28 protein-coding genes are annotated in these 23,393 nt (G+C 44.1%); 7 read left to right on the top strand and 21 right to left on the bottom strand.

What is annotated here, in order from left to right:
* The first annotated feature begins 94 nt into the window (after positions 1-94).
* Genes rnr through GWK51_RS06050 form a run of 6 tightly spaced genes read left to right on the top strand, consistent with a single transcriptional unit; the run spans position 95 to position 7,209 of the window.
* A complete protein-coding gene (gene rnr / locus GWK51_RS06075; protein WP_171519148.1) occupies positions 95-2,536 on the top strand; it encodes a ribonuclease R in 2,442 nt (813 codons plus the stop codon).
* Between the two features lie 52 nt (positions 2,537-2,588).
* Positions 2,589-3,476, top strand: a complete 888-nt coding sequence (locus tag GWK51_RS06070) for a VanW family protein (protein WP_161933040.1) — start codon at positions 2,589-2,591, stop codon at positions 3,474-3,476.
* Positions 3,477-3,534: 58 nt separating this feature from the next.
* Positions 3,535-5,574, top strand: coding sequence for a M3 family metallopeptidase (locus GWK51_RS06065; RefSeq protein ID WP_161933039.1), 2,040 nt, complete (start codon positions 3,535-3,537; stop codon positions 5,572-5,574).
* Between the two features lie 38 nt (positions 5,575-5,612).
* Complete coding sequence (locus GWK51_RS06060) at positions 5,613-5,819, top strand: YheV family putative metal-binding protein (RefSeq protein ID WP_161933038.1); 207 nt, start codon at positions 5,613-5,615, stop codon at positions 5,817-5,819.
* Between the two features lie 16 nt (positions 5,820-5,835).
* Positions 5,836-6,276 (top strand): hypothetical protein, encoded by a 441-nt coding sequence (locus GWK51_RS06055; RefSeq protein ID WP_161933037.1) that lies wholly within the window; start codon positions 5,836-5,838, stop codon positions 6,274-6,276.
* 57 nt (positions 6,277-6,333) lie between these two features.
* The gene (locus GWK51_RS06050; RefSeq protein WP_161933079.1) at positions 6,334-7,209 is read left to right on the top strand and encodes a DMT family transporter; all 876 of its coding nucleotides are present in this window, start codon (positions 6,334-6,336) and stop codon (positions 7,207-7,209) included.
* A gap of 36 nt (positions 7,210-7,245) precedes the next feature.
* On the opposite strand, the gene GWK51_RS06045 is transcribed toward GWK51_RS06050, so the two are convergent.
* From GWK51_RS06045 to GWK51_RS06025, 5 genes are all read right to left on the bottom strand, one after another.
* On the bottom strand, positions 7,246-9,531 hold the full coding sequence (locus tag GWK51_RS06045) for a TRAP transporter large permease subunit (protein WP_161933078.1): 2,286 nt from the start codon (positions 9,529-9,531) through the stop codon (positions 7,246-7,248).
* Between the two features lie 162 nt (positions 9,532-9,693).
* Complete coding sequence (gene rrtA / locus GWK51_RS06040; protein WP_161933036.1) at positions 9,694-10,275, bottom strand: rhombosortase; 582 nt, start codon at positions 10,273-10,275, stop codon at positions 9,694-9,696.
* Positions 10,276-10,335: 60 nt separating this feature from the next.
* Positions 10,336-11,400, bottom strand: a complete 1,065-nt coding sequence (locus GWK51_RS06035) for a hypothetical protein (protein WP_100241827.1) — start codon at positions 11,398-11,400, stop codon at positions 10,336-10,338.
* A 518-nt stretch (positions 11,401-11,918) separates the two neighbouring features.
* Positions 11,919-12,302, bottom strand: coding sequence for a hypothetical protein (locus GWK51_RS06030; RefSeq protein WP_161933035.1), 384 nt, complete (start codon positions 12,300-12,302; stop codon positions 11,919-11,921).
* Positions 12,295-12,552 carry an FAD assembly factor SdhE gene (locus tag GWK51_RS06025; protein ID WP_100241829.1) on the bottom strand — a complete coding sequence of 86 codons (258 nt, stop codon included), beginning with the start codon at positions 12,550-12,552 and terminating at the stop codon, positions 12,295-12,297. Before GWK51_RS06025 ends, GWK51_RS06030 begins: the two co-directional genes overlap by 8 nt.
* 187 nt (positions 12,553-12,739) lie before the next feature.
* Between GWK51_RS06025 and GWK51_RS06020 the strand changes: the two genes are divergently transcribed.
* Positions 12,740-13,912, top strand: coding sequence for an acyl-CoA dehydrogenase family protein (locus GWK51_RS06020; protein WP_161933034.1), 1,173 nt, complete (start codon positions 12,740-12,742; stop codon positions 13,910-13,912).
* A 75-nt stretch (positions 13,913-13,987) separates the two neighbouring features.
* On the opposite strand, the gene GWK51_RS06015 is transcribed toward GWK51_RS06020, so the two are convergent.
* The 16 genes from GWK51_RS06015 to rplE all read right to left on the bottom strand — a co-directional run bounded on the left by GWK51_RS06015 (position 13,988) and on the right by rplE (position 23,391).
* Complete coding sequence (locus GWK51_RS06015; RefSeq protein WP_161933033.1) at positions 13,988-15,478, bottom strand: flavin-containing monooxygenase; 1,491 nt, start codon at positions 15,476-15,478, stop codon at positions 13,988-13,990.
* Positions 15,479-15,673: 195 nt separating this feature from the next.
* Positions 15,674-16,039, bottom strand: coding sequence for a 50S ribosomal protein L17 (gene rplQ, locus GWK51_RS06010; RefSeq protein ID WP_004974746.1), 366 nt, complete (start codon positions 16,037-16,039; stop codon positions 15,674-15,676).
* An 18-nt stretch (positions 16,040-16,057) separates the two neighbouring features.
* Positions 16,058-17,065 carry a DNA-directed RNA polymerase subunit alpha gene (locus tag GWK51_RS06005; protein ID WP_016168586.1) on the bottom strand — a complete coding sequence of 336 codons (1,008 nt, stop codon included), beginning with the start codon at positions 17,063-17,065 and terminating at the stop codon, positions 16,058-16,060.
* Between the two features lie 16 nt (positions 17,066-17,081).
* Positions 17,082-17,705, bottom strand: coding sequence for a 30S ribosomal protein S4 (gene rpsD / locus GWK51_RS06000; protein ID WP_100241831.1), 624 nt, complete (start codon positions 17,703-17,705; stop codon positions 17,082-17,084).
* Between the two features lie 12 nt (positions 17,706-17,717).
* Positions 17,718-18,104, bottom strand: coding sequence for a 30S ribosomal protein S11 (gene rpsK, locus GWK51_RS05995; protein WP_004281491.1), 387 nt, complete (start codon positions 18,102-18,104; stop codon positions 17,718-17,720).
* Positions 18,105-18,123: 19 nt separating this feature from the next.
* Positions 18,124-18,480: a 30S ribosomal protein S13 gene (gene rpsM / locus GWK51_RS05990; RefSeq protein WP_016168588.1), complete on the bottom strand. Its 357-nt coding sequence runs from the start codon at positions 18,478-18,480 to the stop codon at positions 18,124-18,126.
* A gap of 109 nt (positions 18,481-18,589) precedes the next feature.
* Entirely contained in the window at positions 18,590-18,706 is a 117-nt protein-coding gene (gene rpmJ / locus GWK51_RS05985; RefSeq protein ID WP_000867907.1) for a 50S ribosomal protein L36, read from the bottom strand.
* Positions 18,707-18,726: 20 nt separating this feature from the next.
* Entirely contained in the window at positions 18,727-20,046 is a 1,320-nt protein-coding gene (gene secY / locus GWK51_RS05980; protein WP_171479162.1) for a preprotein translocase subunit SecY, read from the bottom strand.
* 45 nt (positions 20,047-20,091) lie between these two features.
* Positions 20,092-20,532: a 50S ribosomal protein L15 gene (rplO, locus tag GWK51_RS05975; protein ID WP_016168590.1), complete on the bottom strand. Its 441-nt coding sequence runs from the start codon at positions 20,530-20,532 to the stop codon at positions 20,092-20,094.
* A gap of 3 nt (positions 20,533-20,535) precedes the next feature.
* Positions 20,536-20,712 carry a 50S ribosomal protein L30 gene (rpmD, locus tag GWK51_RS05970; protein WP_000849088.1) on the bottom strand — a complete coding sequence of 59 codons (177 nt, stop codon included), beginning with the start codon at positions 20,710-20,712 and terminating at the stop codon, positions 20,536-20,538.
* Between the two features lie 6 nt (positions 20,713-20,718).
* Positions 20,719-21,216 carry a 30S ribosomal protein S5 gene (gene rpsE, locus GWK51_RS05965; protein ID WP_004657688.1) on the bottom strand — a complete coding sequence of 166 codons (498 nt, stop codon included), beginning with the start codon at positions 21,214-21,216 and terminating at the stop codon, positions 20,719-20,721.
* A 2-nt stretch (positions 21,217-21,218) separates the two neighbouring features.
* Positions 21,219-21,569 (bottom strand): 50S ribosomal protein L18, encoded by a 351-nt coding sequence (gene rplR, locus GWK51_RS05960; RefSeq protein WP_161933032.1) that lies wholly within the window; start codon positions 21,567-21,569, stop codon positions 21,219-21,221.
* A gap of 14 nt (positions 21,570-21,583) precedes the next feature.
* Positions 21,584-22,117, bottom strand: coding sequence for a 50S ribosomal protein L6 (gene rplF / locus GWK51_RS05955; protein ID WP_161933031.1), 534 nt, complete (start codon positions 22,115-22,117; stop codon positions 21,584-21,586).
* A 13-nt stretch (positions 22,118-22,130) separates the two neighbouring features.
* The gene (rpsH, locus tag GWK51_RS05950) at positions 22,131-22,526 is read right to left on the bottom strand and encodes a 30S ribosomal protein S8 (protein ID WP_100241836.1); all 396 of its coding nucleotides are present in this window, start codon (positions 22,524-22,526) and stop codon (positions 22,131-22,133) included.
* A gap of 13 nt (positions 22,527-22,539) precedes the next feature.
* Positions 22,540-22,845 carry a 30S ribosomal protein S14 gene (gene rpsN / locus GWK51_RS05945; protein ID WP_004754234.1) on the bottom strand — a complete coding sequence of 102 codons (306 nt, stop codon included), beginning with the start codon at positions 22,843-22,845 and terminating at the stop codon, positions 22,540-22,542.
* Between the two features lie 9 nt (positions 22,846-22,854).
* Positions 22,855-23,391 carry a 50S ribosomal protein L5 gene (rplE, locus tag GWK51_RS05940; protein ID WP_016168594.1) on the bottom strand — a complete coding sequence of 179 codons (537 nt, stop codon included), beginning with the start codon at positions 23,389-23,391 and terminating at the stop codon, positions 22,855-22,857.
* Between the last annotated feature and the right edge of the window lie 2 nt (positions 23,392-23,393).

The following is a 23,393-nucleotide window of genomic DNA, read 5'->3' as shown; positions in this document are numbered from 1 at the left end:
TGCTCGAGGAAAAACACATTATTGCAATCATTTACGTGCAGTCTGGCGCAGCATGTCTTATGCTAATCCTATCTTCTGACACAAAACCAAATCCATGATGAAAAATTGGGTCGATCCTGAAGCCAAAGCGGAAGCTGAACGCTACGAAAATCCTATTCCGAGCCGTACGCTCATTTTAGAAACTATAGAACAATTAAACTCGCCACAATCGCATGCCGATTTAGTGGAACACTTCCAAATTGCCGATCAAAAGAGCATTGATGCCCTCAGCCATCGCCTGATTGCCATGGTGCGTGACGGTCAACTCATGAAAGATGGCTTTAAATTCCAACGCATGGCAGATCAACCCAGCCATGAAGCCACGGTTTATATCAACTCCAAAGGTTTTGGTACAGCCAGTATTGCTGGACATGATGACCTGCTTTTACCTGAACGTGAACTTCGCCAAGTGTTTAACGGCGATCGTGTGAAAGTGCAGCAAACTTCGGTGGATCGTAAAGGTAAAGCATGGGGCTTTATTTCCGAAGTCTTACAGCGCCGCGTCAAGCAGATTATCGGTAAAGTCTCACAACATGACGGCGAATACTTTATTCAGCCTGCAAATCCGAATGCACATCAGCCGATTACTTTAGAAAAAGAGCTGATTGAACATGCCCAACTCAAACTGGGGGATTCGGTTCGTATCGCGATTGATGACTACCCTACCCGTGAAGAATTCGCAACGGGACATGTGATTCAGTCGATGGCAGACAAAGCAGACACTGAAATCATTATTCCGCAAACCATCTTAGAATTTGGTTTACCTTACGAATTCCCTGAAGAAGTCCTGAAAGAAGCCGAAAGCTTTAAAGAGCCAAGTGCCAAAGACCGTGAAGGTCGCATTGACTTACGCGACCTGCCTTTGGTCACCATTGATGGTGAAGATGCCCGCGACTTTGATGATGCCGTCTATGCCGAAAAACGCTCGGGTGGCGGTTATCGTGTCGTGGTGGCGATTGCCGATGTCAGCCATTATGTGCGTATTGGCAAACCCTTGGATGAGGAAGCACAAGAACGCGGGACCTCCGTGTATTTCCCGCACTTTGTATTGCCGATGTTGCCTGAAGCCCTTTCCAATGGACTGTGTTCTTTAAATCCACATGTCGACCGTCTATGTATGGTCTGTGATTTAAAACTTTCGCGTGCAGGTCGCGTGACAGGCTTTGAATTCTATCCTTCTGTGATGCATTCCAAAGCACGCCTGACCTATACGCAAGTAGCACAGTATTTTGATGGGGATAGTGCTGCGGTGCCTGAAGACCGTGAAGTCCGTAAATCACTAAACACCCTGTTTCAACTGTATCAAGTGCTAAAAGACCTACGTGCCAAACGTCATGCAATGGAATTTGAAACCGTTGAAACCTATATGACCTTTGATGACTTAGGCGGTATTAACGAAATTCTGCCACGTACACGTAACGATGCACACAAGCTGATTGAAGAATGTATGTTATTGGCTAACGTGGCTGCAGCTGAGTTTGCACTCGAGCATGATGTGCCGATGCTGTATCGCGTGCATGAGCCACCTGAGTTCTCGCGCATTCAAAAAGTCCGTGATTTTGTCAAATTGCTTGGTTTGAAATTCCCAGACCAACCGACCCAAGCCGACTATCAGGCGGTGATTGAAGCGACCAAGGACCGTATTGATGCACCGAGTATTCATGCAGTGTTATTACGCTCCATGATGCAAGCCTATTACGGCGCCAAAAATGCAGGACACTATGGTCTGGCATATGAAGCCTATACCCACTTCACATCACCTATTCGTCGCTACCCAGATTTATTGCTACACCGTGCCATTAAAGCCAAACTCGCGGATAAACCATTCCCGCTTTCTGGTGCGGCACTGGATGATGCAGGCGAACATTTCTCGCAAACCGAACGTCGTGCCGATGAAGCCTCTCGCTCTGTGACCATGTGGTTAAAATGCCACTACATGCAGCAGCATTTGGGCGATGAGTTTGTCGGTGTGATTTCAGCAGTAGCAGAATTTGGTTTATTTGTGACGCTGAAAGACCTGTATGTCGATGGTATGGTTCATGTCAGCCAATTGGGCGATGACTTCTTTGTCTTTGACCAAGTCAGCCAAAGTCTGGTGGGGCAAAATCGTGGGCAAACATTTGGTTTGGGCGATGAAGTCAAAATTAAAGTGGCTGGCGTGAACTTGGAAGAGCGTAAGATTGACTTTGAACTGATTCAGCAACTGACGCATGCAGGACGTGCCATCCGTAGCCGTGCACCGCGCGTAGCCAAAGCTGGCACTGCACAGGTGAAGGAAGAAACCTTTAATCCTCGCGCGGCAAAAGCACCTACTGAAGCACGTGAGTCTGGCGATCAACCTGTTACGAAAAAGAAAGCTAAGCCTAAGCCGAGCTCTTATGGCAAAAAAGCCGACAAGAAAACCTCCGCCAAGGCCGAGGTAAAAGCCAAAGACAAGGCCAAGAAAAAGAGCAAAGCCAAAAAGAAAAAAGCCAACGCCAAAGTGCGTAGCGAATAACCTGAGATCGGTGTTAAGTCTCTGGGCTTAACACCTTTTTTTATATAAAATCATGACCATTATTCGACGTTTGATCCCTAAACCGATTAGCCAATATCATCCCCTGCTTTACTTTTTATCGACCCGTACCCGACGGGCGCTGCGCTATTGGCAATGGAAAACCGATGGTCAAGATTATGCCCAAGAGAAATGTTCTACACCCTTGCCCTATCGGGTGAAAAAACATCAATCGGTCTTGATTCGAAAATTAGGAGACAGCGAACAACACTGGCAATACAACAAAGTCATCAACCTGAAAATTGCCAGCCCCTGTATTTCAGGCATTCTCATTCATCCCCAACAGACCTTTTCTTTCTGCCAACTGGTGGGGCAACCCACAGCCGCCAAAGGCTATGTCGAGGGCATGGAACTGAGTTTTGGTCAGGCGCGTGGCGGGATTGGTGGAGGTATCTGCCAAATTGCCAATCTGATCCATTGGCTGGTGCTGCATAGCCCACTTCAGGTGAAACAACGTGCGCAGCATTCCTTTGATCCCTTCCCCGATCAAGGACGGGTTTTACCTTTCGGCAGTGGCGCGGCCATCTTTTACAATTACATTGATTATCAATTTTATAATCCGACCCCGCATACCTTTCAAATCCGCTTATGGTTTAGCGACAAATGTCTGGAGGGGGAACTGCGCTGCTCGGTAGATTTGGGTTATGTCTATCATGTGTTTGAACAACAGCATGCCTTTTTAAAAATTGGCTCTGACTATTATCGTCAGAATGAAATCTGGCGGCATCGTAAAGAAAAATATAAAAGTGGCGAAATTCTGGATACCGAATGCATGACCCGTAACTTTGCCAAAGTCCTGTATATCCCTCAGCAAATTGATCAATCCTTTGCCTCTTGGGCAGAATTTACTGCCGAACAGCAAACTCCCACAATAAAAACTTGATTTCCCTGCCAACAATCCCTACATCTAGATTAAGTTTAAAATGAAATGGCGAATGCACATGCTCTTAGATCAAGCAACTTTACCTGTTCCTCAGTTTGATCAAATTCAACTTAGCGAATTAAAACAACAAATCGAACAAGCCATTCAACACGGTCAGCAATTTTTAGCCGAACTCACAGCCGTCCCTGAACAGCATGCTGCTCAACTTCAAGTCTTGAGCCAAGTCGATGAACTTGAAAATAGCATGAGCGAATCTTGGGGGGTACTGTCTCATTTAAATGCGGTCATGAACAATACTGAAACTCGTGAGGTCTATCAGTCTTTGCTCCCTGCACTGAGTGAATATTACACTGCGCTCGGGCAACACACCGTGCTGTACCAAACCTATCAGCAAGTACAAGATTCGACAGAATTTAATCAACTGCCTGCGGCACAGCAAAGCGCCATCAAGCTAGCATTACGAGATTTCAAACTCTCTGGGGTTGCCTTAGTAGGTGAAGCGAAAAAACGCTATGCTGAGATTTCAGCGCGACTCTCTCAACTGTCTTCCGACTTCTCCAACCATGTCTTGGATGCCTCACAAGCCTATTTCAAACCTTTGAACGAAGATCAACTAAAAGGCTTACCCGACAGCAGCGTTGAACTGTTAAAACAATATGGTCAGCAACGTGAGCTTGAACAAGCGGTTGCCACTTTAGACATTCCCGCCTATTTGGCGATCATGACCTATGCCGAAGATCGTGCAGTACGTGAAGAATTGTATCGGGCTTACACCACCCGTGCTTCAGATCAGGCAGAACAAGCTGAATTTGACAATACCGCGGTGATGGAAGAAATCTTGAGCTTACGTCAGGAAATGGCACAATTACTGGGTTTTAACAACTATGCAGAACTGTCCCTCGCCAGCAAAATGGCACCCGATGTCGACACCGTGGCCAACTTTTTGGTTGAGCTAGCAGAACATGCCCGCCAACCTGCCGAGCAGGAAATTGCCGAACTAAAAGCCATTGCAGCGCAAGACGGGATTGGCACCCTCGAACCGTGGGATACAGGGTTTTACTCTGAAAAACTCAAAGTTCAGCAATTCAATCTGTCTCAGGAAGATTTAAAACCGTATTTCCCTGCACCGAAAATTGTACAAGGCTTATTTAGCATTGTTGAACGTCTGTATGGCATTCAAGTTGTACAGCGTGCAGCACCTGTCTGGCATGCCGATGCACAATATTTTGAACTTGAAGATCAAGGCAACGTCGTCGGTGGTTTCTATTTTGATTTGTATGCCCGTAATGGCAAACGCGGTGGCGCATGGATGAGTGGTTTCCGTTCACGCATGCAAACCGCACAAGGTCTACAAAAACCGATTTGCTACATGGTCTGTAACTTTACCCCACCTGTTGCAGGACAAGCGGCTTTACTGACCCATGATGAAGTGACCACCCTGTTCCATGAATTTGGACACGGCTTGCACCATATGTTGACCGAAGTCGATCATATTTCTGTGGCAGGCACGCATGGCGTGGCTTGGGATGCAGTAGAGCTGCCAAGTCAGTTTATGGAATTCTGGACATGGGACAAAGAAAGCCTCGATTTACTGAGCGAGCACATTGAAAGCAAAGACGTGCTCCCTGAATCTTTGCTCAAAGCGTTGCTCGATGCGCGTTTCTTCCAGTCAGGCATGCAAACTCTTCGTCAAATCGAATTTGCCTTGTTTGATCTGAATATTCACCGCACCACGCCTGCATTAAATGCAGCGGGTATTCAAACGACTTTAGATCAGATTCGTCAAAACTATGCCGTTGTCCCGACAGCAGCTTATAACCGTTTCCAGCACAGCTTCAGCCATATTTTCGCAGGCGGCTATGCAGCGGGTTATTATTCGTATAAATGGGCAGAAGTTTTAGCCAGTGATGCCTTTGATCGCTTCGAACAAGAAGGGATTTTCAATACCCAGACTGGCAAAGAGTTTCGACAGTTTATTCTAGCAGTTGGCGGAAAAGATACAGCGCTTGATGCATTTATCAATTTCCGCGGACGCGAGCCAAAAATAGACGCATTATTACGCCATCAGGGTTGGACGAACACCGATAAAAGCGCTTAAACTACGTCATTATTGTTCACAGGGTGTTATTAACTGACATGAAAAGACAGTTTATCGCAGGCGCAAAATGTCCCAAATGCGGAGCTTTAGATCGTGTGGTTAAGATCATCACTGTGGATGACGAGTGGATTGAATGTATAGAGTGTGAATATGCAGAAAAGCGTCCGACCCATGTCGAACCTGCTGAGCCTGAATATCCAGACGAAATTGGGGTCATTCAATTTAAACCTCGTCAGCCTGAATAACCACAAGGTTCAAGTCATGACGTTAGATCAAAGACAAAATTCAAAACTTTTAATGGGGATCATTGCAGGACTGCTTGCTGTGGTGGCTATTTTTCTTGCCTACCAATGGATGACTTCCTCGCAACCAAAACATGAGCTAGAGCAGCCAGTCGTGCGTGCAGCAGCAAAACCAGCAGCTCAAGCACTTGCTCCTGCCGCTGAAACGGCAGCATCTACGGCAACAGTAGCTAGTGCTGATGCGCCAATCCAATTGGTCGATGAAAGCCTGCTGAAACAAGATGTACCAAAAAATGCAGCATTGGCAAAAGAAGAAATTGCCAAACTGGATGACATTCAGACGCAACTGAATGATCAAGAAAAAATGCTGAAAGCACAACATCATGATGCAGATGACCTGATTGAGTTGAAAGAGGAACAAATTAAGTTACTCGAAGCACAACTCGCACAAGCTCAATAACCGACTGCTTAAAATTCGGCTAGAATAGATTCGTCTATGACTATGCCGAATTTTCGCATGAACATCTCCCCAACCAATCGCAATCTGGTCAAGGCGCTTGGTTTTCTGACCCTGTCTGCCTTTTTATTTTCGCTGATGGGCGTCTGTATTCGTTATGCCTCTTATAGCGTCGATAATCCGACCATTGTCTTTTTCCGCAATTTTATTGGCTTATTCGTCTTTCTGCCGATCATATTCAATAAAGGTCTGGGCTTTTTTAAGACCCATAAAATCTGGATGCACACGTGGCGTGCAGTGGTCGGTCTAATTGCCATGTACGGCTTTTTCTATGCCATTGCGCATTTAAAACTCTCCAATGCCATGGTATTTACTTATTCCTCTCCCATCTTCATTCCACTGATTGCATGGCTGTTCTTAAAAGAAAAAATTACCCATTCCATGCTCTTGGCCGCTGCCATTGGTCTGGCGGGTGTCTTGTTTGTGGCAAAACCAGACTCAGGACTCTTCAACAAGATTTCCCTGATTGGCTTAATCGCGAGCTTTTTAGCCGCCATGGCGTTTGTCACCGTGCGTGCGCTGACCAGTACCGAGCCACCTGAACGGATTGTATTTTACTTCTGCTTGATTGGTACGCTTATTTCCATGCTTCCCATGTTCTGGTTATGGCGACCTTATACGCTGCATGAACTCAGCTTTTTAATTACCGCAGGCGTATTGGCGAACATCAGCCAGATTTTCATGTCCAAAGCCTACCAATTGGCACCTGCTGGTCAGATTGGTCCCGTGAATTATATTGCGATTATTTTTGCAGGATCTTGGGGCTACATTTTCTGGCAGGAAGTACCTGACCACTACAGCCTCATTGGTTTCAGTTTGATCTTGGGCGGTATCCTATTTTGTAGTCCTTTATTTCAACAACGCCAAAAAACATAAAGCACCCGAAGGTGCTTTATCTATTATTCAAGTCGCTTAATGATACCAACCAAACAATTTAAACAAGTAAGGCACATAAGCAATAATCAGCATGGCTGGGAATAATACCAAGAGTGGCAAGATCCATCGTTCATAGCGATAGTAAAAAGACGCATGTCGAACTTCTGCATCCGCTTCAGCGACTTCTGCATCACCAATCGATTGACGCGCCAGCAAATGATTCAGCGCTACAGGCGGCGTCACATAACCTAATTCAAAACCAATCAAGGTAATCATCCAGAAATGTACAGGATGAATGCCATACTGATAAGCGACTGGAGCAACCGTCGCTGAAATTAAAATCACAGCACCAAACGGATCCATAATCATGCCGACCACAATCATCAGCGCCACAATCATCGTAATTACTAAATAAATATTCCCAATATCCGTTGGGAACATACTCATGACTTCAATCCGCTCCAAGAAGCCCCCGACACTGACCGATAATGCCATGAGAATGACCAATGCCCCAATATGCCCAACCGTCTCACTGGTCGAAATATGCAACGATTTCCAGAAACCCACTTGGCGCATCGGATCTAACTTTTCTGAATGTTGCACCGCATGATTGACAGCAAGCTCATCTGCCACTTGCTCTGTATAAATCCCCTCTCGATATTCCGCGGTATTAGATAAATCAGCACCCGCCATCGCAGGTTGAGTCGATGATGCATAATTTAAATCCAGCGTTTCATCCCAATGTCCGACCGCTTGAATCGGAGCAGGTTCATGACGTAATTTATCAAACAACACCATAACCAGCAGAATGATCGGCATCATCACAGGTGCAGTAAATTCATTCAGATCTGTCGATAAGGCATATTTATAAAACAACCAGATCAGCACAAAAATTAAAATATAAGGCAAAACAGGTGCAATTGCGCGGACAGATTTAGGCGCTGCAAGATGCAAAGGTGCAATCCGGAACTTCTGTTCCGCGAGGAACAACGACACCACTAAAAACAGGGTCGATGTTAACAAGAATATATAACTACCGTATTGATACAGCCAGTCTGTCGTGACTTCCTTATTCAGTGATGCCACTACCACAATCAATAAACACGGTCTTAATACCACACCCAAAGAACCCGACATCGCTGTTGCTGCCAAAGCAAATTGACGGCGCCCTCCCGCATTCCAGACTTCTTTATAAATGATTGCTCCAGCCGCAATCACGAAAATCCCTGAGGCACCGGTATAGGCGGTTGGTAATGCCGCCGCAATTAGAATGAGCCAAGTTAAGGTTTCAGGTGCCAGATTCCATGGACGCAAAATATTCAGGAATAAATCCACAATTCGGGTTTGCTTTAACAACATCCCCGCCCAGATAAAGAGCGCAAGATTCAGGAAGATACTGGAGAACTCGACCAGTTGCCCCAAGTAAATCCCTTGTCCCATTGGGTAGTCCATAAAGAAGGTAAAGGCAACACCTGTAATCACCGCCATATAGGCATATAAAGGCACACTTAAAAATGCCATGCCCAAGCGCCCGCCCTCTTTGGTCAGTACAGGCTGTTTAAATAATTGAAACAGGCTAATCAAGGTCAGCAAACCAAATAACGTAATCCACATCCAGTAAATACTGAACATTTCACCCGTCATCGGTACACCTGAGTTCTGGACAGAATGATACTGGCTTAAACTGGATGCCACTAAAAAGCCATTTGCCACCAGCATAAATAGGCTATATACCCTAAAATCAATTTTAGTCGCAGGACTACGCAAACCAATATGATGGGTTTTTAGGGTTGCGCTGATGGCTGCAAATACCACCATCAACACCAGTAAAATGGCGCGATTTTCACTCCCAAACTTAAACACCCCAAAGAAGGTGGTTTCCACGGTACGGTAGGTTCTTAAGGTTGGATGTGCCTGCATGTGTTGCATGGCTTTATCGTAGAACTGATATTTTTCTTCACATAAATTTTGTGCCGCAAGAATTGAAGCCCTGACATCCGATTCTGAAGCCGTACCAAAAATATCGGCAAACTCATCTGCTGCATTGGTTTTCATTTGTGCTTGAACCAATGCATCCACATTCGGATGACGGTTACAATCGGGTTTGCTCGGTTCTGCTCTTAAGAAAGAATATTGCATGCCTTTGGCAGGGTCGCCATACAGGCTTTCCCCCATACGCAATAATTGTCCATGAATCATTTCACCTGTGCCAATAATCAGTGTTAAAACCAGCAACACCAAAATCACAAAGGCGGAGATCCATTCAGTCCAAATATATTTAAACAGGTCTAATCCAGACCGTTTCTGTCCTGCATCGTACATATGCGTTCCTATTTTTATTTTACTCATCATCAATGATGATGTAGACATCTCTCTGCACAGAACATCTCCATATTCTGTTGCTATCTTTATTTTTCAACTTCACTCTGCATGACTTTCAGACTGAAAAAAATGACTGCTTTTGTTTTCTTTCTGCTTAAAATGTCAACTGTTTGGCTTCAACAGCCTTAAATGAAAAGGAAAATACACTGCGGCCAACAGCATGCCCCAAATCGCACCCAACAAATGCGCTTCGACCAAAACAGGGCTGCCTATCAATTCGGCAGTACTAGTATTCCCCAAGGTATTTTCCCAAATCAGTTTCAATATAATCAGCCCCAACACGCCTGCCGCAAATTTACGTTCATGGGCATAATTAAGATGAATCAACGCCACGGCAACATAAGCCCCATGCAAGACACCTGACAGTCCTGCATAGGCTTCAATATCAGGAAAGCCATAATAAAAACTCAGACTGATACAGACTGGAAGCAAAAGCAGCAATGCTGCAAATTTCCACACGCGTACATGCGGAAAAATAAAAGGTAAACAGGCAAAGGCCAGCATATTGAGCAGATAATGAATCCATCCGACATGCACCCAATGTGCAGTCCAAAGGCGCCAAAATTGCGCCAACAGATCTGGGCGCCAATAAATAAAGTAGTCTGCAAAAATCTGTAGGCTGGCAGAGATTGAAGCAACCCCTGCGATAAACAGCACTTTTCGAGCAACATATGGATCATTCATTAGCATCTCCCTCTACCTCAGCAGAAATTCCATTGCGGCTATTCGCAGGCTCGACCTTGGCTATTGTTTAGTGCTACTGGCGGTATCTTCTGATGCATCAAACAGATCATCCAAACCTGCACTGTCATCCTGCTCATCCCAGAATTGGCGCATCCCGCCATCACCTGTACGTTTGCCCGTATGTTCTGTCCAGTAACGATCAGAAATCCCTTGCACCATACTGGCAGCCATACTGTCAATCAGCTTGAACTGAGGATTAACGGGCTTTTCATCCGAACGTGCAGCAGCAAACTGCTTTAAGGCATCACGAATTTTGGCATCATCGCCACTGGCTTGCGCGGCAACCGCATATAAGGCATGAGGTAAGCGTACCCCCTTTTGTTCGCCAATTTGCATTGATTGTTTAAGGGTTTGGTATGGATCTGGTTTACCATCACCTGCACCTGGCAGTAATGTCCAGATTGCTGCACGAGTCGCCTCTGGCGCGCCCCAAAACTTTTCATTGTTCAAGCAGACCATCCCGCGCTCAACGATCGCAGCGATGTCTTTCGGTACATTGACTGCACCTCCTGAGTTAATGTCATTGGTCATGGCTTGCAAACCACTGAGCATGCCCAGTAAATATACGGTCTGATCAATGTCACTTTTCATCTTCGGACAACTTTCACCCAAAGCTTGCTGGTATTTGGCTTGCCAGCGCTTTTCTAACAGTTGATAGCCCGCATACTGACGCTGTGCCGCTACTGCTGACCAACGCTTTTGTTCAATTCGTGCATCCTGAGCTTCGGTAACTTGCCCCGATTTGGATGCACGTAAATAGCGCAGCTCGGCATCCAAAGCATGATTTTCAGCGCATGTTCCCGCAGCGGAATACAGTAAAATGGCAATACGGGTCGGGTCTGCACCCATATCTTGGGTCGACATGATGGCTGGGGTTAAGGCAGTACCTGAGTTACAGACCATATCCGCATCATCCATGGCTAAAATGGGCGGTACAATATGTTTTTCACTAAATCCTAAAGCGACATTAGCACCTGATTTCACCACATGCGAACACCCTGTAAATACGGTTGTTGTAATCATTAAAATCGCCATACCTTGGCAAATTTTCTGGACTTGCGACATCTTCCTGTCCTCTATATTTTTTGTTTGTGTCCTTCGCAGTAAACATAGCAGAAGCGAATTTTGAAGAAAAGAGTATTTACTCTAATTCAAAGCATTACTTTGCCATGAAAAATAAAGAGAAAAATTGACTGGAAAAGCAGGATTATTAAATTTTGGGCAAAAAAAAGTAGCATTGCGACGGTTCAGCACATGCTACCTATTAAATGAACGCCCGAAGGGCTTTATGTTTGTGCAAATCGATCCTTCAGCACCGTTCCTAATCGTCCTATAACAATTGCCAAAACAATCGCCATCATCAGAAACATCCACGTGGGAAAAATCATACTGATCTCCTCGTCTGCTGTTTGGTGATTTTAATGTACAAAGAAAATGCAGTTGGAAGCGCTAAAATTGTCTAACAATTTATACTTTATGCCAATATATTGAGTTCCTGTCCGACAGGAATAAGTTAAAGTATATATAATATTTTGATTTTTATCATTTTAATGAAATCAGACATACCATCAGGTGTCTGACAATTAGAGCATTTTTGCCAATAATTTAAGTCTTTTCCAATCAGCCAAGCTCAGTTGGTCATACCAAATCACATAGCTACAGCGTTGTTGCTGCTGGAAATAAAGCACGATATACCAGTGATGATCCACCACGCGCAGGAGTTGCATGCGCTCCACCTGCTGATCGGTGATAGCAACCGACCATTCATCTAAGGAGAAAGGTTCAAAATAAGATACAGTGGCGCGTTGCAACTGTCGCCAAAATGAGAGCAATACAACCACTAGAGCGATACAAGCTAACCAAAGTGGTAATAAGATAAAAACTACACTGAGAATGAGGATTAAAATACAGATTTGAAACACAATCGCCACGCGACTGCGTTTCAAATAATAGGCTGTATTAGCCATGAACATAATGCTTTAATTTAAGAATAAACGTCTTGATCTCAGCGCGAGGCGGTTCACCCACTTCCATAAACCAATCCAATAAATCTGGATCTTCTTGATCGACCAATTCAGCAAATAATGCCTTTTCTTCAGGAGAAGCATTTAAATAATAATTACGAACATATGGGTCAAAATACACATCAATTTCTTTTAATCCACGACGTGCACGGTAAATCACTTTGCGTTCTTCAAGCGTCATTTCTTCGCTCATTATATTCCCCTAGGCCGAACAGAATTGCCCTAGTTTAACCGAATCATTTGGCCAATTTCGAGCACATTTCCACTGAATGACCAAATCTACCATTTTTATTATGGAATTGAGCATTGCTCACATTGCCCAACGCCCAACAGATCTTTTAACTTCGTACGCACAATTATAATTCAAGGACTTCAACATCATGCAATCTGGTGCTATTCGCCCGCTCGACCCGATGCTACCACGCCAACTGTTCACTGAAGAACATGAAGCATTTCGTGAAACTGTACGTAAATTTTATACACAGGAAGTGATTCCCAATACTGAAAAATATGAACAACAACAACATGTTGATCGTGATTTGTGGAACAAGGCGGGTGCGCTCGGTTTACTCTGCGCCACCATGCCAGAAATATATGGTGGTTCAGGAGTTGATCGTCTCTACAGCATGATTCTGATTGAAGAGCAGGCCTATGCCATGGACTCCGCAACTGGCTTTTCCCTGCATTCCGACATTGTCGCCAACTACATTTTGAATTTTGGCAATGAAGAACAAAAGCAGTACTGGCTTCCCAAAATGGCAACGGGTGACACCGTGACAGCGATTGCCATGACAGAACCAGGCACAGGCTCAGATTTGCAAGCGGTAAAAACTACAGCAGTCCTTGATGGTGATGAATTTGTCATTAATGGCTCCAAGATTTTTATTACCAATGGCTACCTGTGCGATATGGCTATCGTGGTGTGTAAGACAGGTCATAGTGACAAAGGCTCAGCCAATCTGTCTCTCATCATGGTTGAAGCAGATGGTGCAGGGTTCAGCAGAGGCAAGCCCCTGCATAAAATTGGCATGAAAGGTCAGGATACCTGCGAGTTGTTCTTTGATGATGTCCGTGTACCCAAGCACAACTTGCTGGGTGCTGAAGGCATGGGCTTTATGATGCTGATGAAGGAACTGGCATGGGAACGTATGCTGGTGGCAATTATTTGTCAGGCCGGTGCAGAAGCGGCTTTTGCGCATACTGTGCGATACACCAAGCAGCGCAACGCATTTGGCAAACCTATCGCTTCTTTCCAGAATACTCGGTTTCAATTAGCGGAGCTGCGTACCGAAATTGATTTTTGTCGCACTTACCTTGATCGTTGTATGCAACAGCAACTTCAAGGGCAACTCGGAGTTGATGCTGCGGCGGCAGCGAAATACAAAATTTCAGAGATGTACTCCAAAGTGGTGGATGAATGCTTACAACTGCATGGTGGATACGGTTACATGCTGGAATATCCAATAGCCCGTGCCTATATCGATCATCGTGCCAATCGAATCTATGCGGGAACCAATGAAATTATGAAAGAACTGATTTCACGAACCCTATAAAACCAAACCCATAAGAAAGGAGCGATGTGCTCCTTTTTTATGACTTAGATTTATTACTTAGATTTATGACTCAGACTATGACACTAATTTAGGTTTACGTTGATCGTGCGGATGTGCTTTCTGGAATTTTAAGACAGCATCTTCAAAACTCGCATGTTTTAAGGTTTTTCGATCTGCAAGATAATTATTGGTGACTTTCCAAGGTGCATGCTTGCCTTGTTTAGGCATCACGTTGGCTGCACGGGCAATATACCCCGAAGTCAGACTGCCCATGACCGTATCTTCCAGCAATTCAGTCTGATCCCCTTGTGGAATCACCTGTACATAGCCTTTTTGATCCATATAGTTAATCAAACGACAGATATAATCTGCTGCAATGTCGACTTTTAAAGTCCAAGAAGCATTGATATACCCAATGATCATGGCCATATTCGGAACATCACTGACCATGACACCTTGGTAAAGCATATGTTTCGAGGTATCAATCGGCTGACCATCCAAAGTGGCTTTTATTCCACCTAGAATTTGAATGTCTAGGCCCGTCGCCGACACAATAATATCTGCATCCAGATGTTTACCAGACTTGAGTAACACTCCTGTTTCGGTAAACTTCTCGATTAAATCCGTTTCAACACTGGCTTGCCCAGAACGCAAAATCTTGAACAGATCCCCATCTGGAACCACACACAAACGTTGATCCCACGGATTATAGCTTGGGGTAAAGTGTTTCATATCCACCTTACCTTTGAGCTGCATTTCGATCGACTTCAATAAAAATTTACGCAGTAATTTTGGCTGCTTTTGTGCAAGCGCATAAATACCCCGTTGCATACCGATATTGCGGGCACGGGTCAATTTATAAGCGACATCTTCGGGTAGGTATTTCCGCATTTTATCGTAAACAAAATCAACTGAAGGTACAGATGCAATATAGGTTGGCGAACGTTGCAACATCGTTACATGTGCAGCCCCACCCTTCGCCATCGCAGGTACCAAAGTAATTGCCGTTGCACCACTGCCAATAATGAGGACTTTTTTATCACGATAGTCTAATTTTTCAGGCCAATGCTGTGGATGAATAAACTCACCCTTAAATTCGAGCTGGTCAGGAAATTTAGGCTGATAGCCATGCTCATAGTTATAGTACCCTGTGCAGCCTAAAATAAAATTCGCCACCCAAGTCTGTTTCTTTTTCTTATGATCTTCAATTTCAACCACCCATTTCTGAATCTCATTATCGTAATTGGCTGAAATAACATTATGTTGAAAGTGAATTTTAGAAGAGAGATTAAACTCATCTACCACCTCGGACAAATAGCCTTTAATTGCAGCACCATCAGCTAACACACTGGATTGCTGCCAAGGCTTAAAATTATAGCCAAAAGTAGACATATCCGAATCAGAACGGATCCCAGGATATTTAAATAAATCCCATGTCCCACCAATACTCTCGCGACGTTCAATAATCTCGTAAGAACGATTTGGATTGTTTTTGGATAAATGTGCCGCTAGCCCAATACCTGAAATGCCAGCACCCACAATCAATATATCAATTTGCTTTTCCATGTTGTTTTTATAACCTGACTGATAATACATTTTTATTAAAGCACATATCTGACAATGATCAATGTCAAGTTTAATTAAAACCGCTATTAAAACGTGTCATTTCGGGACATCATTAAATCTTGTCTAACAACAGACATTAAAAAAGGTCGGTTAAAAACCGACCTTTTTTAAGAACAACTGAATAGCTCTACGAAATTATTTAACTTCGCGATCTACTAGTTCAACGTAAGCCATCGGTGCAGCATCACCCGCACGGAAGCCCGCTTTAAGAACACGTAGATAACCGCCGTTACGCTCTTTGTAACGAGGGCCAAGAACGGTAAATAATTTACCAACAGTTGCTGCTGAACGAGTACGAGCAAACGCTAAACGACGGTTTGCAACAGTATCGTTTTTAGCTAAAGTGATTAAAGGCTCAGCAACGCGGCGTAATTCTTTAGCTTTAGGAACAGTAGTTTTAATTAACTCGTGTTCGAACAAAGAATTAGCCAAGTTTTGGAACATCGCTTTACGATGACTGCTTGTACGGCCTAATTTCACACCACTATTACGATGACGCATGGTGATAGTCCTACTAAATTAACGGCTACGATAGGCGAAACGATCGTCCATACGGAGACTAGCTGGTGGCCAGTTCTCTAAACGCATGCCGAGTTGTAAGCCTTTAGAAGCCAGAACATCTTTGATCTCAGTAAGCGATTTCTTACCAAGGTTAGGAGTTTTAAGCAACTCAACCTCAGTGCGCTGTACAAGATCACCAATGTAGTAAATATTTTCTGCTTTTAAACAATTCGCAGAACGAACAGTAAGCTCTAGATCATCTACTGGACGAAGCAAAATTGGATCAACTTCTTCACGAGGTTCTTGAGCAACAGGAGCTTGATCTTTCTGAAGATCAACAAAAATTGCAATTTGTTGTTGCAAGATTGTTGCCGCTTTGCGGATTGCTTCTTCAGGATCAACTGTACCATTGGTTTCAAGATCAATGATCAGCTTATCAAGGTCAGTACGTTGTTCTACACGCGCATTTTCTACGATGTAAGACACACGTTTGATTGGGCTATAAGAAGCATCTAACTGTAAACGACCCACTGGGCGAGTTTCGCCTTCTGGGAAACGTGAATCAGAAGTTTCATAACCACGGCCTTGAGCAACTTTAAGGCGCATTTTTAATGAGCCAGTTGCACTTAAAGTACCGATCAAGTGTTCAGGGTTAACCACTTCAACATTATGAGGTAAACGAAGGTCAGCGGCAGTTACGTCGCCAGGACCTTGTTTCTCTAATGTCAAATAAGCTTCATTTTGATCGAACAGCTTAATAGACAATCCTTTCAGGTTCAGCAAGAGCTCGACGATGTCCTGCTGCAAGCCTTCCAAGGTACTGTACTCGTGCTCGACACCTTCAATTTCAACTTCAACCACAGCTGCGCCAGGTAAAGAAGAAAGAAGGATGCGACGTAAAGCATTACCAAGAGTATGACCAAAGCCACGCTCTAATGGTTCTAGAATAACTTTTGCCGAGGTCCCGCTTACCGCTTCGACCTTGATCGCTTGCGGAGTTAGAAACTCATTTGCAGTACGCGTCATATTGCTACCTCAAGGATTATTTAGAATACAATTCTACAATCAAGCTTTCGTTGATTTCAGCAGGTAAATCAGAACGATCAGGTGCAGCTTTGAACGTACCTTCCAGCTTAGAATGATCAACTTCCATCCAAGAAGGAATACCACGTTGAGCAGCTAATTCAATTGCATTTTTGATACGCAATTGTTGTTTAGCACCTTCGTGAACTGCAATAACATCACCAGCTTTTACTTGGATAGACGCAATGTTAACACGACGACCATTCAAAGTAACACTACGGTGAGATACGAGCTGACGAGCTTCTGCACGTGTAGAACCAAAACCCATGCGATAAACAACGTTATCAAGACGGCTTTCAAGCAATTTCAACAAGTTTTCACCTGTTGCGCCTTTAACACGAGCAGCTTCTTTATAGTAGTTACTAAATTGACGCTCTAAAACACCGTACATACGACGTACTTTTTGTTTTTCACGTAATTGTAGTGAATACTCAGATTGTTTTGCACGGCTTTGACCATGTTGGCCAGGAGCTTTAGCATGTTTTTTAGTCTTAACGTCAAATGGTTTAACGCCAGATTTTAATTGCAGGTCTGTCCCTTCGCGGCGAGAGAGTTTGCATTTTGGACCAATATAACGAGCCATGAATGTTTCTCCTTACACGCGACGTTTTTTAGGTGGACGGCAACCGTTGTGCGGAATTGGAGTCACATCGGTAATGCTGTTAATTTTATAACCCACTGCACCTAATGCACGAACCGCAGACTCACGACCAGGACCAGGACCTTTTACAAGGACGTCCAAGTTTTTCAAACCGTAATCTAAAGCAGCTTTACCAGCAACTTCAGCAGCTACCTGAGCAGCAAACGGAGTTGATTTACGTGATCCACGGAAGCCTTGTCCACCTGAAGTAGCCCAAGCCAATGCATTACCTTGACGATCAGTGATCGTTACAATGGTGTTATTAAAAGAAGCGTGAATGTGTGCGACACCTTCAGAGACGGTACGAGTGACCTTCTTGCGTGCGCGAGTATCTTTAGCCATCTTTTAGCTTCCAGAAATCTTATTTCTTAATAGGTTTGCGCGGACCTTTACGGGTACGTGCGTTAGTTTTGGTGCGTTGTCCGCGGACAGGCAAGCTGCGACGATGACGAAGACCGCGGTAGCAGCCTAAATCCATTAAACGTTTAATGTTCATGGAAATTTCGCGACGTAAATCACCTTCGGTAGGAACCTTAGTAACTTCTGCACGAATCGCATCAAGCTGAGCATCATCTAATTCACGAATCTTTGTAGTCGGTGCGATACCAACAGCAGCCAAGATGTTCTTAGCAGTGTGGCGACCAATACCAAAGATATAAGTGAGAGAGATAACAGCATGCTTGTTATCCGGAATGTTTACACCGGCAATACGAGCCATTCAATTTTCTCCAAAAAGGCAGTAGAGATAATCAACCGCCCCACAAAAATCTTGAGGGGCGGATAATAACCTAATTAGCCTACTGAAATCAACAGGTCTTGATCAGATTTTAACCTTGACGCTGCTTATGACGAGGTTCTGCGCTGCAAATTACGCGAATAACCCCATTACGACGGATAACTTTACAGCTACCACAAATTTTCTTTACAGAAGCTTGTACTTTCATGATGAAACCTCTAAGTGCGCTTATCCCTTCGGATGAGCAGTCGTTTTTCTCATTAACGTTTGATTATCATATTGATGAGAAGTCAGGTGTGCTTGCAATTGCGCCATGAAATCCATAACCACAACAACAACGATCAGCAAAGAAGTACCACCTAAATAGAATGGGATACCAAACGAGCTTTGCAGAATCATCGGCATTAAACACACGATCGTAATATAAATCGCACCAATAAATGTCAAACGATTGAGAATATGATCTAAATAACGAGCAGTTTGCTCACCTGGGCGAATACCAGGCACATAAGCTCCGCTGCGTTTTAAGTTCTCTGATACTTCTTTAGGACTAAATACTAGCGCCGTATAGAAATAACAGAAAAAGATAATTAACGCACCAAAGAGCACCAAATACAACGGCTGTCCAGGCGACAATAAAAGAGCCAAATCTTGCAGACTACGCTTGATAATCCCTGCACTTGGATCTGAGCTACCTACCCATTGACCCAGACTGGCTGGAAACAATAGTAAAGAACTCGCAAAGATCGCTGGAATCACACCTGCCATATTAATTTTCAATGGCAAATGCGTTTGCTGCGCAGTAAATACACGACGACCTTGCTGTTTTTGAGCATAGTTCACTGGAATACGACGTTGCGCTTTCTCAATAAACACAATTGCTGCCAACACCGCTAGGGATAACAAGCCAAAAATAGCCAAGCCAATCAAGCTTGTTTGACCATTATCTACCGATGAAATAGATTGCATAATTAAATTCGGCAATCCGGCAACAATACCCGCGAAAATGATCATGGAAATACCATTGCCCACTCCGCGTTCGGTAATTTGTTCGCCCAACCACATTAAGAACATAGTACCTGCAACCAATGAAGTTACAGCTGGAACGTAGAAGGCTAAACCAGCAGACAGCGTAATGCCCTGACTGATCAAACCAGCACACATCCCTGTTGCCTGCACTAAAGCAAGAAGCAACGTACCTTGACGTGTATATTGGTTAATCTTACGTTTTCCTTGCTCACCCTCTTTCTTCAAAGCTTCGAGTGATGGAATCACTGTCGACATTAACTGCACAATAATCGAGGCAGAAATATACGGCATAATTCCCAAGGCAAGAATTGACATTCTTTCTAAAGCACCACCTGAAAACATGTTAAACAAACCAAGGATCGTACCCTGGTTTGCATTAAAAAGGTTTTCAAGTGCAGCATTATTAATGCCCGGTACTGGAATATGCGCTCCTAGTCGAAAAACCAACAATGCACCGAAGAGAAACATCATTCGGCGAATAATTTCACGGTATTTCACGTAAAATGGTTGCCCTTTCATCATGTGAACATGACCTGAAGAACTAGGAGACATAGACACTCGCGATTACTCCTCGACTTTGCCGCCAGCAGCTTCAACAGCAGCTTTAGCGCCTTTAGTCAATGCAACACCTTGAACAGTGAATGCACGAGTAATTTCACCAGAAAGTACGATACGAGCACGAAGCATATCTTTACGTACAACATTCGCCGCTTTTAAAGTTTCAAGTGAAACGATATCACCTTCAACTTTAGCAAGCTCTGATAAACGTACTTCAGCAGTTTTTAAAGCGATTTGGCTAGTGAAGCCGAATTTAGGCAAACGACGATATAACGCAGTTTGACCGCCTTCAAAGCCCGGACGAGTACCACCACTTTTACGTGAGTTTTGACCTTTGATACCACGACCACCAGTCTTACCAACGCCAGAACCGATACCACGGCCTAGACGAAGATTATCACGCTTAGCACCTTCTGCAGGTGCAAGTTCATTTAAACGCAGAGTCATGGCTTATTCCTCTACACTAACCATATAGTAGACTTTGTTGATCATACCGCGGTTAGAAGGCGTATCTTGCACTTCTACCGTATGACCAATACGACGCAGACCTAAACCTTGTAAGCAAAGCTTGTGATTTTTCAAGCGGTGCGAAGAAGATTTAGTCTGGGTAACTTTAATCGTTTTCATGATTGATTACCCTTGAATTTGTTCTACAGAAAGACCACGTTTAGCAGCTACTTTCTCTGGAGAAGTCATATCACGCAAACCTTTGAAAGTTGCGTTTACAACGTTCGCAGCGTTTGTAGAACCGTAACATTTAGCAAGTACGTTATGTACGCCTGCAGCTTCAAGAACGGCACGCATTGCGCCACCAGCGATTACGCCAGTACCTTCAGAAGCAGGTTGCATGTACACACGGCTTGCACCATGACGCGCATTCACAGGATGTTGTAAAGTAGTACCAGCAAGGTCTACAGTAATCATGTTGCGACGTGCAGCTTCAAGTGCTTTAGAAATAGCAGCTGGAACCTCACGAGCTTTACCACGACCGAAACCTACGCGACCATTACCATCACCCACAACAGTTAATGCTGTGAAAGAGAAGATACGACCACCCTTAACAACTTTGGCTACACGATCAACGGCAACCAGCTTTTCAACAAGACCTTCGTTTTGTTCAACTTTAGCCATGATTAGAACTCCAAGCCGTTTTCACGAGCAGCATCAGCCAAGGCTTTGATACGACCATGATATTTAAAACCAGAACGGTCAAATGCAACTTTAGTAACACCAGCTGCTTTAGCACGCTCTGCGATTAAAGCACCTACTTTAGTCGCTGCTTCAATATTACCAGTTGAACCCGAACGTAAAGTAGCATCTAAAGTTGAAGCTTGCGCTAAAACTTTGCCACCATCTGCTGAGATAACTTGAGCATAGATGTGACGCGGAGTGCGGTTTACACACAAACGAGTCGCACCCAATGCACGAATGTGCAAGCGTGTGCTTTTCGCACGACGCAAACGGGATTGTTTCTTTTCGTTCATAAGAACCTCGCGCCTTATTTCTTCTTAGCTTCTTTACGAAGTACAACTTCGTTAGAATAACGAACACCTTTACCTTTATAAGGCTCTGGCGGACGGTAACCACGGATATCTGCAGCAACTTGACCTAAAGCTGCTTTATCAGCAGATTTAAGGATAATTTCAGTTGCTGTAGGAGTTTCAGCAGTTACACCTTCAGGAAGCGTATAATCGATCGGGTGAGAGAAACCAAGGTTAAGGTTAACAATGTTACCTTTAACCGCAGCTTTATAACCAACACCGATAAGTTGTAACTTGCGTTCGAAGCCTTCGCTCACACCTTTTACAAGGTTGTTAAGCACAGCGCGAGCAGTACCAGCTTGCATCCAAGCGTCTTTCGACTCAGTTTTTGGAGCAACAGCTAAAATACCGTCTTCCTGTTTAAGCTCGACCAGCGCATGCAGGTTGAAAGACAAAGTACCTTTACTGCCTTTCACTTCGACCTGCCGGCCGTTCTGAGTAACTGTAACACCGTTAGGTACAGTTACTGGGGCTTTAGCCACACGAGACATGAGGAATCACCTATTAAGAAACAAAAGCAATAACTTCACCACCAACGCCTGCAGCACGTGCAGCGCGATCAGTCATGATGCCTTTGCTTGTAGAAACAATTGCAATACCTAAACCTTGCTTAACGCTCGGAAGTGCATCTTTACCGCGATATTGGCGAAGACCTGGACGGCTTACGCGCTTCACAGTTTCGATAACTGGTTTGCCTTCGAAATATTTTAAAGTGATGGTCAAAGTAGCTTTGCCTTCAACTTCAGCAACTTCTACGTTTGAAACATAACCTTCTTGTTGAAGTACGTTTGCAATTGCAACTTTCAACTTAGAATTAGGCATAGAAACAGTTTGTTTCTTAGCCATTTGTGCGTTACGAACACGTGTTAACATGTCGGCAACGGTATCTTGCATACTCATTTATAGTCGCTCCTTACCAGCTTGCCTTAACAACGCCCGGTACATCACCTTGCATTACTGTGTCACGTAATTTGTTACGGCTTAAGCCGAACTTACGGAAGTAACCATGAGGACGACCAGTTAAACCACAACGGTTACGAAGACGTACTGGAGACGCATTACGTGGTAATGCTTGTAACTTCATCATCGCTTCGAAACGCTCTTCGTCGCTTGCATTTACATTTGCAATCGTAGCTTTTAATTCAGCACGTTTTGCAGCAAATTTAGCAACAGTCTTTTCGCGTTTCAATTCGCGATTAATCATACCTTTCTTAGCCATATCGACCTCTTATTTGAACGGGAAGCCGAATGCACGCATAAGCGCACGGCCTTCGTCATCGGTGCGAGCAGTCGTAGTAACGGTAATATCCATACCACGAATACGATCAATCTTATCGAAATCGATTTCAGGGAAAACGATTTGCTCTTTAAGACCCATAGAGTAGTTACCACGACCATCAAATGATTTCGAAGAGAAACCACGGAAGTCACGAATACGAGGGATCGCGATAGAGATCAAACGGTCTAAGAATTCGTACATACGTTCGCCGCGTAAAGTAACTTTACAACCGATCGGCCAACCATCACGGATTTTGAAACCAGCGATTGATTTGCGAGCTAATGTAAGCACTGGTTTTTGACCAGCAATTGCTTGCATATCAGCAAGAGCACCATCAAGGAGTTTTTTGTCAGCAGCAGCTGCACCAACACCCATGTTGATCGTGATTTTAGTAATGCGAGGAATATCCATCACATTTTTAACGCCTAAAGTCTCTTGTAACTGAGCTTTAAGTTCGTCATTGTAACGCGTTTTAAGTCTGGCCATTG

The sequence above is a fragment of the Acinetobacter kanungonis genome (assembly GCF_009939195.1).
In the GTDB taxonomy this organism is placed as follows: domain Bacteria; phylum Pseudomonadota; class Gammaproteobacteria; order Pseudomonadales; family Moraxellaceae; genus Acinetobacter; species Acinetobacter kanungonis.
Note: the sequence above shows the minus strand (reverse complement) of the source record. Positions and strands in the feature narration are given on the sequence as shown.

Coding starts and splice junctions, on each gene's coding strand:
- rpsM (WP_016168588.1), bottom strand. CDS start 18,480: ATGGCTCGTATTGCCGGTGTAAACATTCCGGATAACAAGCATGCTGTT.
- GWK51_RS06030 (WP_161933035.1), bottom strand. CDS start 12,302: ATGGCTAATACAGCCTATTATTTGAAACGCAGTCGCGTGGCGATTGTG.
- GWK51_RS06065 (WP_161933039.1), top strand. CDS start 3,535: ATGCTCTTAGATCAAGCAACTTTACCTGTTCCTCAGTTTGATCAAATT.
- GWK51_RS06070 (WP_161933040.1), top strand. CDS start 2,589: ATGACCATTATTCGACGTTTGATCCCTAAACCGATTAGCCAATATCAT.
- rpsK (WP_004281491.1), bottom strand. CDS start 18,104: ATGGCTAAAGATACTCGCGCACGCAAGAAGGTCACTCGTACCGTCTCT.
- rpmD (WP_000849088.1), bottom strand. CDS start 20,712: ATGAAAACGATTAAAGTTACCCAGACTAAATCTTCTTCGCACCGCTTG.
- GWK51_RS06025 (WP_100241829.1), bottom strand. CDS start 12,552: ATGAGCGAAGAAATGACGCTTGAAGAACGCAAAGTGATTTACCGTGCA.
- secY (WP_171479162.1), bottom strand. CDS start 20,046: ATGAAAGGGCAACCATTTTACGTGAAATACCGTGAAATTATTCGCCGA.
- GWK51_RS06045 (WP_161933078.1), bottom strand. CDS start 9,531: ATGTACGATGCAGGACAGAAACGGTCTGGATTAGACCTGTTTAAATAT.
- rpsE (WP_004657688.1), bottom strand. CDS start 21,216: ATGGCTAAAGTTGAACAAAACGAAGGTCTTGTTGAAAAGCTGGTTGCC.
- rpsD (WP_100241831.1), bottom strand. CDS start 17,705: ATGGCTCGTTATATTGGTCCAAAATGCAAACTCTCTCGCCGCGAAGGG.
- GWK51_RS06050 (WP_161933079.1), top strand. CDS start 6,334: ATGAACATCTCCCCAACCAATCGCAATCTGGTCAAGGCGCTTGGTTTT.
- rplF (WP_161933031.1), bottom strand. CDS start 22,117: ATGTCTCGTGTGGCTAAAGCCCCAGTAACTGTACCTAACGGTGTTACA.
- rnr (WP_171519148.1), top strand. CDS start 95: ATGATGAAAAATTGGGTCGATCCTGAAGCCAAAGCGGAAGCTGAACGC.
- GWK51_RS06015 (WP_161933033.1), bottom strand. CDS start 15,478: ATGGAAAAGCAAATTGATATATTGATTGTGGGTGCTGGCATTTCAGGT.
- rplO (WP_016168590.1), bottom strand. CDS start 20,532: ATGACTCTGCGTTTAAATGAACTTGCACCTGCAGAAGGTGCTAAGCGT.
- GWK51_RS06060 (WP_161933038.1), top strand. CDS start 5,613: ATGAAAAGACAGTTTATCGCAGGCGCAAAATGTCCCAAATGCGGAGCT.
- GWK51_RS06035 (WP_100241827.1), bottom strand. CDS start 11,400: ATGTCGCAAGTCCAGAAAATTTGCCAAGGTATGGCGATTTTAATGATT.
- GWK51_RS06020 (WP_161933034.1), top strand. CDS start 12,740: ATGCAATCTGGTGCTATTCGCCCGCTCGACCCGATGCTACCACGCCAA.
- rplQ (WP_004974746.1), bottom strand. CDS start 16,039: ATGCGTCATCGTAATAGTGGTGTGAAATTAGGCCGTACAAGCAGTCAT.
- rpmJ (WP_000867907.1), bottom strand. CDS start 18,706: ATGAAAGTACAAGCTTCTGTAAAGAAAATTTGTGGTAGCTGTAAAGTT.
- rplR (WP_161933032.1), bottom strand. CDS start 21,569: ATGAACGAAAAGAAACAATCCCGTTTGCGTCGTGCGAAAAGCACACGC.
- rrtA (WP_161933036.1), bottom strand. CDS start 10,275: ATGAATGATCCATATGTTGCTCGAAAAGTGCTGTTTATCGCAGGGGTT.
- GWK51_RS06055 (WP_161933037.1), top strand. CDS start 5,836: ATGACGTTAGATCAAAGACAAAATTCAAAACTTTTAATGGGGATCATT.
- GWK51_RS06005 (WP_016168586.1), bottom strand. CDS start 17,065: ATGACGCGTACTGCAAATGAGTTTCTAACTCCGCAAGCGATCAAGGTC.
- rpsN (WP_004754234.1), bottom strand. CDS start 22,845: ATGGCTAAGAAAGGTATGATTAATCGCGAATTGAAACGCGAAAAGACT.
- rpsH (WP_100241836.1), bottom strand. CDS start 22,526: ATGAGTATGCAAGATACCGTTGCCGACATGTTAACACGTGTTCGTAAC.
- rplE (WP_016168594.1), bottom strand. CDS start 23,391: ATGGCCAGACTTAAAACGCGTTACAATGACGAACTTAAAGCTCAGTTA.